We start from the raw sequence: 13,364 nt of genomic DNA on the forward strand, positions 1-13,364 counted from the left end.
CCATCGAAAAAATGAACATGAATCATCAATTTAACCAGTATCTATCGACAAATCAATCAAGTATTATTCATCAGTGCCGATAACAGAGACTATACATAAGTGATTGGGAATACGTAATAAGAAGCAATAGCAACTCAGCTAAGTTAACGGCTGCGTAAAACGAGTATGGAATACACTTATACATTGATTGTTTAGCACCTAATATCACTAAAACAAACTGTCTTATCAAAAAGACACTCTAATGATATTAATATGCTTTACTTTAGTGATTAACATCATTAATTCAACACAAGGAAGATGAGCGACTTAATACTTGGCAAGCTATCAAGAGGAGGGTAACACATTGAAATATTGGTCAATTTTTTTATTAAGCTTATTATTAACTCTTTGCTATCCCGCCATTGCCACGTCCGTTGATCCAATCGATGATGTACACGAATTAGTCGAATTTCACTCGCAAACTTACCATGAAAAATTGATTCCAGTCATTGATAGTATTAGTTTTTCTACCAGTAACAGTATTGCACCTTATTTCTTTACCGATGAAAATGCTGGCGTGCAGTATGACCTTTTGAAGGCAGCTCTGAACAGTGAAAATATAGACATAAAAGAAATTGTTCATGCGCCTAATTTACGTGCACAGCGTCTAGTTAAAACCAATAAAATAGACTGCATGATCAATGCCCCTGATAATGTGGAAGGACTGTTTTATACGCAAAGCTTACTTGAATATCAAAATAGCGTGTTTTACTTATCAAGAAACAACCTTCAAATTGAACAATTTAACGATCTTAGCGCATTGTCTATTTTAGGATTTCAAAACTCAAAACAATACTTAGGTGATGAGTTTAAAGACATCGCGAATGCTAACCCTCACTACAGTGAAATAACCAATCAAAAAAGCCAAGTGGTGATGTTATTTAATGGATATGTTGAAGTCATTGTTTTAGAAAGACGGATATTTGAATATTATCGTCATTTACTCAAATCAAAACTCGATACCAGTATCCCAGTAACAGAAGTGGTACTGTTTGACCCTGCACAACGAAAAATTGCTTGTCATGATCAAATAATAGCTAACCGAGTAGATAGTGCTATTACTACACTCAAACAGTCATATCGCTACCAAGAGATACTCGACCTAGCTGAACAAAACAATTATCAACCACAGCATCAAATGCCTTAAAGGTACTAATTCTGTTTCAACGCTTGCAGCTTAATTTGGTAGCGTTGCTTATTACTATTATCACTTAAGGCCAACGCACGTTTAAGATTTTTCTCAGCCAACCGCTCTTCACCCGTTGCCCAATAAGCCCTAGACAAACCAAAATAAAACTCATGGCGATAATCCGCTTTATCAACAGCTCGTTTATACCATATGAGTGCATCTTGATATTGCTTATCAAAATACGCTTGTTGAGCCATGTCAAAATAATAAAACGGATTATTTATTCTCGCGAGCTCAAGCACCTTATGTATTTGTGCCCATTCATCTAAACGTCCTTGTTGACCTAAAATCAACGCCAAATTGTATAATGTCGTTAAATCTTGAGAGTCAATTTGTAGCGCTAAACGATATGCATATTCAGCCTCATCTTCGTAGCCCTTATGTCGATAAATAACCGCTAGGGTATTGATTGCTGCAACATGTTGCGGATCCAGTTGAATGCTTTTTTTAACCAATGCATAAGCTGTATCATAATCGGTGTTAATCAACGCTTCTGCTGCAATATTGTTATAAAACATCGAGGTTAACTGGCGCTTATTAACTGTTTTTTTATGATAAGCACGCACAGAACGTTCAGGTAAAAAGTCCACTAGAACATCTGTACCTCTAAATAACACTGTGTTATTTGACCTCGGAGGTAATAAACGTAAATTAACGTGACCATTAACTAAATAAAAACCACCTCGTCTATCCCACACGGGTTCAATATCGATGTCATTAAACTCCACGGGCACATTTAACGCATCAGCCAGTGCTGCCGACAACACAACCAAAGACATACAATTACCTTGACGATTAAGCACGGTTTCACTGGCCGAGCGAGTCACATTATCACGGTATTCAAAACCACCATCTTGTGCGCCTATATATTGCGCCAACCATTCATTAGCCATAACATTTTGATTACGAAGAGTACCATCGGCTTGAAACTGTCGTCTAAATTGTGCGACAAACTTTTCAGGTAAACGATAAATATCATCAATAGACACAGTATCAACAGGCATGAACATTTCATCATGAAATAGGTCAGCAATCTTTACAGCTTTGTTTTGGGGTTGAGTTGATTGACAAGCACTCATACTGAAAAGTAAAACAGTAAACAGTAGATGAGTCCATTTAGGTTTTAATTGGTCATCATGAGTAAGGGGATTAATCTCTGTCTTTTTTGAGTGATGAGTTAACATTATTCAGCCCTCAGATAGGAATACGCTATCTAAAAGCATAGTCAATAGTTACCCATTAGGCCAAAACTACAACGGTAAGGTTGTAACGACTTATTTGCTACTGAGGTGGATTATCACTAACTGGAGGATCTATTTGGATAAAAAGTTGTCTGTCTTGATATTCATAGGGACGATAAAATTGATGGCCACAGCTAAAATAATCAAATGGTGACGTCACGGCTAAGCAACCGATAGGCAATGATTGTAAAATCGTTATCTGCTGTTGCTGCCTTAACAACTCTTGCCATTGGTGCTGTTGTAATACAAGATCGCGTACAGCAAAAGCATCAAAAGGCGTTGATGACTGGCGCACCACAACGGTGCCAGCATGGCTCGTCGCACTCAATAACAAAGATCCCATTAATAAATTTATCAGTGCTGGTTTCATCATTACCTCGTCACAAATTTCATCTTATAGTGTATACCGTTAAGCTAGCACATCCTTCATTATTTACCTCAAGTAAGTCGATAATAATGTTATTAATCCATAAAAAAACAGAACCTAAAGGTTCTGTTTTCAATGTTAGCTAATTAACTCATTAACCCGCGGTTTTAACACTCACAAACTCAGGGTAAGCATCTACTCCACAGTCAGAAGCATCCATACCGTTGTACTCTTCTTCTTCGGTCACACGGATACCCATAGTCATTTTTAATACAAACCATACCAATAACGATGTGGTAAATACCCAAATGAAGATTACTGCTGCACCGTATAACTGACTACCAAAACTAGCATCAGCATTTGATAATGGCACTAACATTAGTCCAAGGAACCCTGCAACACCGTGCACTGAAATGGCACCTACTGGGTCATCAATTTTAATTCGGTCAAATGCAATCACAGAAAAAATAACAACTGCACCAGCAACCAAACCAATCACACCGGCCATTAACAACGAAGGTGATAAAGGATCAGCAGTAATCGCGACTAACCCCGCTAACGCACCGTTTAAAATCATGGTTAAATCCGCTTTACCCCAAACAACTTTACACACAATAAGCGCTGAGATTGCCCCAAATGCGGCGGCAGAGTTAGTGTTTACAAAGATTTTAGCGACAGCACTGGCGTTTTCAGCATCAGAAACCAACAGTTGTGAACCACCGTTGAAGCCAAACCAACCCATCCATAAAATGAACATACCTAAGGTAGCCATTGGTAAGTTAGAGCCAGGAATAGGATGAACTTGGCCATTTTCACCATATTTACCTTTACGAGCACCAAGAAGCAGCACACCAGATATTGCAGCAGCAGCACCAGCCATGTGTACAATGCCACTACCAGCAAAGTCAACAAAACCAGCTTCAGAGAGGAATCCGCCGCCCCAAGTCCAGTAGCCTTCAATAGGATAAATGACAGCTGTCATGACGACTGAAAAAGCTAAGAAAGACCATAACTTCATTCGCTCAGCCACAGCACCAGATACTATCGACATTGCCGTAGCAACAAACACGACTTGGAAGAAAAAGTCTGATTCCAAAGCATGGTCTGCACCATCAGCTTGCGAACCGATTAACGAACCAAAAGAAGGGATGAAACCACCTTCAACATTGTCGACATACATGATGTTGTAACCGACAAGCAAAAACATGACACATGCAATTGAGTATAAACACACGTTTTTGGTTAAAATTTCAGTGGTGTTTTTTGAGCGAACTAAGCCAGCTTCTAACATGGCAAAACCAGCAGCCATCCACATGACTAACGCACCTGAAATGAGGAAATAGAACGTATCTAATGCAAAACGTAGTTCAGTTACCGTCAGGCCTAATTGAGTTAATTCTTCCATGCCAGCCTCCTTATAATGCTTCGTTATCAAGTTCACCCGTACGGATACGGATAGCTTGTTCTAAATCAGTCACAAAAATTTTTCCATCACCTATTTTGCCGGTATGTGCCGCACTGGTAATCGCTTCAATAAGCATGTCCAAATTTTCATCTTTGGTGGCAATTTCTAATTTTACTTTAGGAAGAAAGTCCACTTGATACTCAGCCCCACGATAAAGTTCAGTGTGACCTTTCTGACGTCCAAAGCCTTTTACCTCAGTAACAGTCATACCTTCAATGCCCATGCCTGCAATGGCTTCACGGACATCATCCAATTTAAATGGCTTAATGATAGCGCTGACGAGTTTCATCCCGACCTCCAAAAGTGTGAAAAAATGTAGTTGTTATTAATTTGTTGAATGAGTTAATTCAATCATTAGGCCACTTTCTCAACACACTGTTATATATGGATTTTATTTTACCCACCCTTTTATTCATTAACATTAAGGCACCAATCGAGTGCACAAGAAACATGAGCGCATCGTTTTGGTGCAGTAAATCATCTACCTTTTATGTTACCTAGTAGCCAAAAGTTACGTCACTATTTCTGTATAACGCACATAAAAAAACAGCCCTCAAATGAGGGCTGTTTGTTAGATTTTTCAGGTTTGCACCTGAGGAGAGTTTTTATGCTACTAAGTACAACTTATTTGTAAGTCGCTTCACGCTTTTTAGCTTCTTCTTTCCACTTAGGTACAAGTGTTTTCTTAAACTCAGCTTTTTCAGCATTCATGGTTTTCATGTTCATGCCTAAAGCGGCTTGTGCTTTTGCTTTAGTTGAAGTGTCAGGATATGCAATTGGTTGCTTAACACCTTTAGCACCTAATAGCTGAGCCAATTTAACACGAGCATCAGCAGCTTTATCCAATGAAGTTCCTAGAATACGTAATACTTCAGCAGGAGCATGTGATGATGCACCATGAGATGCAGTCGCATAATCCCAACGCCATTGTGAGTGACGAATATCCATTAAGATTGGCTTCATTTCAACTTCAGTTGCGCCAGCATCCCACGCAGCTTTAGCTTCAAAGTGAGCTTTAACTAATTGAGTTTCAACACGTGCTTTTAAGTCTTGTGCTTTCTGCTTGCTTTCATCAACTAGATTAACCATAAACTCTTTGCTTTGGCTGTGACAAGTTGCACAGGTTTCTTCAAAGCGATCAAACGGGTTACCCACTTTATGGTCAGTAAATTTACGGCCTTTGTCGTTAGTCACTTTAGGCATATGACAATCAACACAGCTCACGTTATTTTGACCGTGAACACCCAACTTCCAAGTTTCATAACCAGGGTGTTGTGCTTTTAGCATAGGTGTTTTAGACACTGCGTGAGTCCAATCAGAGAACTCCATGCTGTCGTAATACACTTCCATTTGCTCAACAGTGGTACCCATATCCCAAGGGAATTTAACAAAACCAGGACGTTCTGCTGTTTTCTCGAAATAGTATTCAACGTGACATTGAGCACACACCATTGACTGCTTGTCTTTACGAGAAGCTTTATCAAATGGAGTATTCAATGTTGTCATGGCGCGTTCAGCAAACGGACGTGACATACGTAACTTAGATGAGCCTTTTTCATGACAATCGGCACAACCAAGAACATTAACGATTTCAGGTCCGCCTTTAGCCCACTTACCGCTAAAGTAACCATCTTCACCTTGCTCTTCAATCACGCGAGGTACGTCAGGGCTTTTACAGCTCCAACATGCCATAGGCATTGGACCGTCTTCAGCATTTTTTGGTGCACCAGTACGCAATGTATTCGTTACGTCAGTTACCGCATACATATGACCACGTGGAGCATTGTAATCTTTAGCAAAACCGTAACCAGCCCATAAAACAACTAGGCTAGGTACTTTTTCTAACATATCGACAACTTCTTTGCTTTCATCAGTAGCATGCCAGCTGTCGTACTGTTTAGAGAATTTATCCTTATAAACTTCATTACGAGGTTCGGTTTTCTCACTCGCCATTGCGCCAGCGGCTAAAAAACTGGTTGCAATCACTGCACTCAGTGCAATTGATTTTACATTCATCTTCATCACCCTTTATCTCCGTGTTACATTATATTTAATTTAATAATCACGACATCTCCATCGTCAAAGTTAGCGATTTAACACCGCTTTAAATATACCCCTTATGGGGTATAGCGATGAAAGTTTGCGCCAGATCAACATGTAAACAGGATGTATCTCACAGTTTTGTAAACTTGTTAATGTTATCAACACATACCTAATGTAGAACACACTATTGGACATCATATAAAACAGTAACTTTGACTTATTTTTAATCACTAATCGATATCAACTGCAGGATCTTATGTTTACTCGTGGCAGCCTTACTTCCACCATTTTAAGTTTAATGCTCATTCTAATTTTGTTGTCATCAAGCTTAGCGGTATTTTCTATCGTCAATTTAACCTTCAGCTTAGGCGATGCCAAAGGCATCAACGCCTCTGGTTCACTGCGGATGCAAAGTTATAGATTGTTGCTGTATACCAATGCCGGTAGTAACAATACCGATAAAAAAATTATTGAATTCGAAAATACGCTTAATTCAGAAGCGCTTAAACGTTCTCTTCAATGGTACAGCCCCAAAGAGTTGCGCGACCAATATTTATTGGTTATCGACAAATGGCAAGTGATGAGAGTGTATATTGGAGAAGGGAATACGCGACTGTACTCAGCCTCGTTAACTGATTTTGTCGACACCATTGATACCTTGGTATTAAAGATGGAATTGTTCGCGGCCTTTAAACTAAAACTATTGGTTATTGGACAGATTATCGGTTTATCAATTTTACTTGTTATCGCCTTCTTTGCCGTAGTATTCACACGTAAACGAGTTGTTAAACCATTACAATTATTGATGGATAGTGCAGCAACAATCTCCAAAGGTAACTTCAAAGTTGAAATGCCTAAAACGGGTTATATTGAACTGACCGCTCTGGGTAATGCATTGCAAAAAACGGCAGCAGAATTAGCCAATTTATATGAAGATTTAGAAAACCAAGTAAACGAAAAAACCTTGGCATTAACACGAGCAAACAACGAGCTAAAATTTTTATACGACAACCTAGTTATGTTACATGCTGATAAACTCGACTATAAAGCACTGCAATCTGCAATCAATCAGCTGAAATATTATGAAGACTTAACCTTTCTTCGATTAGTTGTTGAGCATGAGGATGGATCTAAAGACGTCATTAAAGCTGAAGGCGGTTGGCCTGACGATTTATCCACTGAATCGGTACAGTTTCCGTTATTGATAGAAATGACGCAAATGGGCTATTTAGAAGTAATATCTAATAAGCCATTGAATAATCAATTGTTTGAAAACTTTGCCATGATGTTAACCCGTTCTATTACCATCCATAATGCCTCGGAACAACGTCAACAGCTGGCGTTACTGGAAGAGCGTGCCGTCATCGCTAGAGAATTACATGATTCAATTGGGCAGTTATTATCCTTTCTAAAAATTCAAGTCAGTTTATTACGTAAAAGCCTTGATCACAGTTGCCGTAGTCCTGAAGTGGAAGGTCAATTGACCGAGATCAATGAAGGTGTGAGTACTGCTTATGTACAATTACGTGAACTGTTATCTACATTTAGATTAACCATAAAAGAACCTAATTTAAGTCAAGCTATCGAAGTCATGTTGGATCAATTACGTCATCAAAGCAATATCGATATCCAATTAAACTACAAACTTTCAGCACATTTACTGGAAGCTAAACAGCACATTCATATTTTACAATTAATTCGTGAAGCGACAATAAATGCAATTAAACACGCTAACCCTGCCCATATAGTGGTAAATTGTCAGTTAACTGGCAATGGCATGATTACTATTTCAATTTGTGATGATGGCATTGGTGTGACACATATAGCTGAACGAGACCAACATTTCGGCATTGGCATCATGCATGAGCGTGCCAACAAACTTAATGGTACCGTCTCGTTCAATAGTAATCACCTCGGCGGCACGACAGTAACGCTGAGTTTTCCACCTCAACAGGAGCCTTTAAATGGGTAAGCCGTATTCCGTACTTGTTGTCGATGATCATCCATTATTACGTCGTGGTATTTGCCAATTAATCACCTCCGACGGTGACTTTTCACTTTTTGGTGAAACGGGCACGGGACTAGAAGCTCTTACCGCGGTAGCCGAAGATGAACCCGATATTATTCTGCTCGATTTGAATATGAAAGGCATGTCTGGGCTTGATACTCTTAACGCTATGCGTCAAGAGGGAGTAACAGCAAGAATTGTGATTTTAACCGTTTCAGACGCTAAACAAGATGTCGTTAGACTACTGCGGGCTGGTGCTGACGGCTATTTACTCAAAGACACTGAGCCTGATTTATTGTTAGAGCAACTCAAAAAAGCCATGCTGGGTCACAGAGTGATTAGTGATGAAGTAGAAGCTTATCTTTATGAGTTGAAAAACACGATTGACGACAACAGCTGGATAGAGAATTTAACCCCGCGTGAATTGCAAATATTGCAAGAGCTAGCTGAAGGCAAAAGTAACCGAATGATCGCCGAAGATTTACACATCAGCGAAGGTACTGTTAAAGTTCATGTGAAGAATTTACTGCGTAAAGCAAATGCTAAATCTCGCACTGAAATGGCGGTACGCTACCTTAACAATTAGCCCGCGCCAAAGTTCAAACCACACTTAACAACAAGGCCACATAAACGTGGTTTTGTTGTTATTTAACTCCCGCTAGAAATAAGAAATGGCTATTTATCGTTAATAAATGCTAACCAGCTTTGCAGCACCGACTCAAAGTCTTCTAGTCCACAATAAGACTCAGATTCCGCATCATAGAGGCTCATAGAGTCTTCTAATAAATGTTCTTCCTCTGAGTCAATCACGCTGGCAAACACTCTCACTTGCTCAGAGTCGATATCGATGGTTAAATCTCCACCAACATCACGCAAATGGTTAAGCGCCCCAGATTTGATTAACACTATCTGGGTGAGAATATGATTCGCTTTGCTCTTGTCGTCACCAAGCTCTTCAGCAAACCATCTGCCTAATACTTCATGACCCATGCTAAATTCAGCAAAGACTGAGCCTTCGAGGCGGTTTCGACGAAATTGATATTCCATACTAGTACTCTTTTTTTAGCATTTTTTCTATTTTAACCGATGAATGGCCACTCTGCAGTTGGTTAGTTCATCAAATTTTGCGCTTGATGGTTAAATGCTCGATAAATAAAGAATTTCATTTTATAAGGTCGTTTTAAACTTGGGCAAGATTAAAAAGTAGCGTAAATTATTGCAATAGTGATCACATGGAATTTCTGATAATGAATAATGGTTTTATATACAGCTTGTTGCTTACTGGACCAAATGCAGGCCAGTCACTTTCCGCTGAACAAATAGCACTATGGCAGCCTACTGATGGGCTTTTATGGCTACATCTTCGCTATCGTGAACCTAAAGCACGTAAATGGATCCTCAACTCTGGTTTACAAAGGGTTGAGATGGATACACTGTTGGCCACCGATACTCGCCCACGAGTATTAAGTTCCGACAAAGGAATTTTACTGGCGTTACGAGGGGTTAATTTAAACCCCAATTCAGATCCAGAAGACATGGTAGCAGTGCGGATCTACGCTGAAGAGCACAAAATCATTTCAACTTGCGAGCGCCAACTACAATCGGTGATCGATGTTGCTGATGCGATAAAGCAAGGCAAAGGCCCAGTTGATAGTGCAGCCTTTATCATGGCCATTTGTGAGCGTCTTACACAACGTAAAGTGGAGTTTATTGGCAAGCTTGAAGAGCAGCTCGATGAGTTAGAAGAACGCGTAGTCACTCAAGTAAACAAAACCTTGCGTACCGACATTGCCGAACTGCGCAGACAAACCGTGGTATTACGCCGTTATCTCGCGCCACAACGAGAAGCATTTTCTCGTATGTTACAAGAAGCCAGCGAACTGTTTGACGATAACGATAAAGTCCGCTTACGTGAAATACATGAAACCCTTATTCGAGTGATAGAAGATCTTGATGCGATACGCGATCGTGCCAGCGTCACACAAGAAGAACTCCAATCACAACAGTCAGAACAAGTGAATCAACGATTGTATTTCTTATCGCTAATTTCAGCGGTATTTTTACCATTAGGTTTTTTAACAGGCTTATTGGGCGTCAATATTGGCGGGATACCGGGTGCTGAATCCAACTGGGCTTTTGCCGCATTCTGTGGCGGATTGTTTGCACTGATTGGCTTGCAGATGTACTTATTCTACCGTTTGAAATGGCTATAATCCGCCACTAGAATTAATACTATGCATGATGGTCATTGCTAGGCTATATAATACTTGTAGTCTAGAACTAGGCGATTATCTAAATGAATAAGGCTGTGAGTGACAATGACCTTTTCGCACGATCAACCAAGTGCAGAAATAACCTAGCATTAGGAAGGACAAAAGGACACTGAAGCATAATGCCGATAAGTTAGCCGTTAAAATTAAGAAACTCAACCGTTAACTTGACCGTTCTTTTTAACCTACAACAATCCGATAATCTTAGTTATCGGATTTTTATGCAGCCTTTAGAAGACCTTTATTGTACATACATCAATTGCGGCGCTGAGTTTTGTGTATCTGTAATGTTCTAATGAAACTGTAACTCTCTTAAGAGCCGATAATATACAATGATATCTTGAGCCTAACGATATCACTACACTAAGTTGATAAACTAAGGTGATAAAAAAATGCATCTTATAAATATCGAGTAGGTAAGTATTCCTGTAATTCGCATTGAACGTGTTTGCCAGCAAACCTATCAGTGAAATATATCAAATTCGATTGTAACATTGACTTAATATTAATAAATTACAGGCACAGATAATGATAAAGTTAACCTTGTAAATTACATCATCAGCATTGTAATTTAACAATACTGATATCAACATCCTTGCCTCAAGATGCAAAAATTACCTTTTACATTTCTAAGAATAAGCAATAACTAAATATCAAAAAACTAAATATCCTCTGTTATATTGAAAATACAAAAATCAGTATAACTTTTTATCATTAGGCAATTATGCAAATCTTCATATTAGCTAGTTTTATATTAAATAAGCTCATGGGTTAACTCACGAATTTGTTGTTTTAACCATGCAGTATCTCCATTATCAGCACTAGGATGAGTGACTAAGACCAACTTTAATGGCTCTACCACCTCAAAAAGACGATTACATTCGTATTCAGATAACTGGCAAGCATGTAAACCTGAGTCTTCATCTAACATGTCATACACCGCCTTGTAGGGCGTTATAGCTAGTGATTGACAGTCTGAAAGGTAATCAAATAAAGAAGACACGCTGGTAATGGTCATCTCAGTATTAAGAGTCAAATCCTTAGATTGGCAATACTCCTGAAATGGATTAAGTATCGGTGCTTGAATGCCAATAAGTGTATTGATATATGGGTATGTCGAAATGGTTTCTAAAGAGATGTCCTGCTTTAATATGGGATGTTTTCTGCAACTGAGTAAGTATTGTCGATTCATTGTCGCAAGCACTTCAACCTGTAGTTTTTGGTCAAAACAAAGAATTTCTTCAGGACCTTTACAACAACACATCACAATGCAGTGTGGATCGCTAGTGACACTCTCCAAAGAATGGCTACTCCAACTGCTCACATTAATATGAATATTTTTATTGTGCTCTTTAATCGCTTTCATCAATGCTCGCGGATAAGCATAAGCAATCATGCCAGGGATAACCAATTCAAAGTACCGATTATGCGACTGCTCAGCACTATTAAGTCGATTGAAATGCTTAGCGCACTCCACTATCTCCTTAGCAATGGGATAAATTTTCCCTGCATAATCATTTGGTACTAATCCGTATTTCCGTCTAATAAACAACTCATCGCCGAATATTAGTCTTGCAGTGTGCAAACAACGGCTAATCTTTGAAGCTGGCACGTCTAATATTCTAGAAACATGTGTCGCTGATTTATTTTCATAAAGACTCACTAATATAGATAATGTTAATAAATCTAATTTATCTAAGTCAATTGGCTTCATCTTAGATACTCCCTTTTAGGTATGCAGCCTAGTATTCTAACGCTTTTAAAACGAGTTCATAACGTTATTTTAAGTATTCAATGATTACTTATTCCAGATCATAAAAATGAATTTTTTAACACTGCATATTTCGCATAGAATGCTTGAAGCGATTGATGCTCAGCTTGGTAAAAGCTAATTTCATATATTGTAATATCAAATTAAACAACTAGAATTTTGATAAAGTAGATATTCACATATTGATTTATTAACTTTTAATAAATCAATATTAAAAATAACCAAATTACAACTTTACAATTGTCACTCTCACTTTATTCACTCTATATATACACCAATTAAAAATGCAAAAAAAAGCAATCAGACCTGAATCATAACTACGATCAAATAAATTAAAACCACCTCAACTAATTGATTACGATCAATTTAAAACCAAAATATAAGGATAATATTAATCGTACGTCAACGACGTATTTTTAATTCATAAAACAATAAATTAAAAATGATTCTTTGGAGGATAATATGATTACTTCAGTCTTTTTAAGTTATGCGTTTGTGTACTCTGTGTTGTTTATTGTTGTTCCTTTTATATTAGTTATTTTCATTATGACTTGTATAAAGTTCTTCAAAACCGATACTGAAGAGCACGCAATTAAGTTCAAAAAAATGCTTTTTGATACTCAGAGCTTTAACTTTTTAAAATCACTAAAAGCGATGGTGGGCGTCAAATATGACGTTTGTTGCAACGTTCCAATCGACACAGTGTTTGAAATGGATGCCCAAACTGCAGCAGAAAATCATACACGACTCGATTATGTTGTAATTGATCATGACTCGTCGGAAGTGAAATTGGTTATCTCTGATTTCAGTCAACAAGATGATGCTAACGCAAAAAGTTTGTTTGAAGAATTCAACATTAAATTAGTTGAAATTGTTCGAGGCAAACCTTACGACATGCAAATGTTAAAGCTATCCCTACCGGTATGAAGACCCTGTCGGGTGAAGGCAATCTGTTTTCACCCGCTATTTTT

The 13,364-nt window shown here is 38.4% G+C and carries 12 protein-coding genes; 5 read left to right on the forward strand and 7 right to left on the reverse strand.

Going from position 1 to position 13,364, the window contains the following annotated elements:
- The first annotated feature begins 343 nt into the window (after nucleotides 1-343).
- On the forward strand, nucleotides 344-1,186 hold the full coding sequence (locus tag EGC86_RS13945) for a substrate-binding periplasmic protein (RefSeq protein WP_123777960.1): 843 nt from the start codon (nucleotides 344-346) through the stop codon (nucleotides 1,184-1,186).
- A 5-nt stretch (nucleotides 1,187-1,191) separates the two neighbouring features.
- Here the strand turns inward: EGC86_RS13945 and EGC86_RS13950 are convergent, their stop codons facing one another.
- The 5 genes from EGC86_RS13950 to nrfA form a co-directional block, all read right to left on the reverse strand.
- Nucleotides 1,192-2,412 (reverse strand): tetratricopeptide repeat protein, encoded by a 1,221-nt coding sequence (locus EGC86_RS13950; protein WP_123777961.1) that lies wholly within the window; start codon nucleotides 2,410-2,412, stop codon nucleotides 1,192-1,194.
- Between the two features lie 97 nt (nucleotides 2,413-2,509).
- Nucleotides 2,510-2,839 carry a hypothetical protein gene (locus EGC86_RS13955; protein ID WP_086019736.1) on the reverse strand — a complete coding sequence of 110 codons (330 nt, stop codon included), beginning with the start codon at nucleotides 2,837-2,839 and terminating at the stop codon, nucleotides 2,510-2,512.
- Nucleotides 2,840-2,990: 151 nt separating this feature from the next.
- Nucleotides 2,991-4,241, reverse strand: a complete 1,251-nt coding sequence (locus tag EGC86_RS13960) for an ammonium transporter (protein WP_102036325.1) — start codon at nucleotides 4,239-4,241, stop codon at nucleotides 2,991-2,993.
- Between the two features lie 10 nt (nucleotides 4,242-4,251).
- On the reverse strand, nucleotides 4,252-4,590 hold the full coding sequence (gene glnK / locus EGC86_RS13965) for a P-II family nitrogen regulator (protein ID WP_011636110.1): 339 nt from the start codon (nucleotides 4,588-4,590) through the stop codon (nucleotides 4,252-4,254).
- 335 nt (nucleotides 4,591-4,925) lie between these two features.
- Nucleotides 4,926-6,317, reverse strand: coding sequence for an ammonia-forming nitrite reductase cytochrome c552 subunit (gene nrfA / locus EGC86_RS13970; RefSeq protein ID WP_207893046.1), 1,392 nt, complete (start codon nucleotides 6,315-6,317; stop codon nucleotides 4,926-4,928).
- A 283-nt stretch (nucleotides 6,318-6,600) separates the two neighbouring features.
- Here nrfA and narQ point away from each other — a divergent pair, with 283 nt between their 5' ends.
- Both narQ and EGC86_RS13980 read left to right on the forward strand, forming a co-directional pair.
- On the forward strand, nucleotides 6,601-8,316 hold the full coding sequence (narQ, locus tag EGC86_RS13975; RefSeq protein WP_123777963.1) for a nitrate/nitrite two-component system sensor histidine kinase NarQ: 1,716 nt from the start codon (nucleotides 6,601-6,603) through the stop codon (nucleotides 8,314-8,316).
- A complete protein-coding gene (locus EGC86_RS13980; protein ID WP_011636107.1) occupies nucleotides 8,309-8,938 on the forward strand; it encodes a response regulator in 630 nt (209 codons plus the stop codon). Before narQ ends, EGC86_RS13980 begins: the two co-directional genes overlap by 8 nt.
- A gap of 89 nt (nucleotides 8,939-9,027) precedes the next feature.
- Here the strand turns inward: EGC86_RS13980 and EGC86_RS13985 are convergent, their stop codons facing one another.
- A complete protein-coding gene (locus EGC86_RS13985) occupies nucleotides 9,028-9,399 on the reverse strand; it encodes a YacL family protein (RefSeq protein ID WP_011636106.1) in 372 nt (123 codons plus the stop codon).
- 200 nt (nucleotides 9,400-9,599) lie between these two features.
- On the opposite strand from EGC86_RS13985, the gene EGC86_RS13990 reads away from it, so the two are divergent.
- Complete coding sequence (locus EGC86_RS13990; RefSeq protein ID WP_165872429.1) at nucleotides 9,600-10,565, forward strand: zinc transporter ZntB; 966 nt, start codon at nucleotides 9,600-9,602, stop codon at nucleotides 10,563-10,565.
- A gap of 811 nt (nucleotides 10,566-11,376) precedes the next feature.
- On the opposite strand, the gene EGC86_RS13995 is transcribed toward EGC86_RS13990, so the two are convergent.
- Nucleotides 11,377-12,336 carry a LysR family transcriptional regulator gene (locus EGC86_RS13995; protein WP_123777965.1) on the reverse strand — a complete coding sequence of 320 codons (960 nt, stop codon included), beginning with the start codon at nucleotides 12,334-12,336 and terminating at the stop codon, nucleotides 11,377-11,379.
- 519 nt (nucleotides 12,337-12,855) lie between these two features.
- On the opposite strand from EGC86_RS13995, the gene EGC86_RS14000 reads away from it, so the two are divergent.
- Nucleotides 12,856-13,320 carry a hypothetical protein gene (locus tag EGC86_RS14000; RefSeq protein WP_123777966.1) on the forward strand — a complete coding sequence of 155 codons (465 nt, stop codon included), beginning with the start codon at nucleotides 12,856-12,858 and terminating at the stop codon, nucleotides 13,318-13,320.
- Nucleotides 13,321-13,364: the final 44 nt, after the last annotated feature.

The sequence above is a fragment of the Shewanella frigidimarina genome, from assembly GCF_003797125.1.
In the GTDB taxonomy this organism is placed as follows: Bacteria; Pseudomonadota; Gammaproteobacteria; order Enterobacterales; family Shewanellaceae; genus Shewanella; species Shewanella frigidimarina.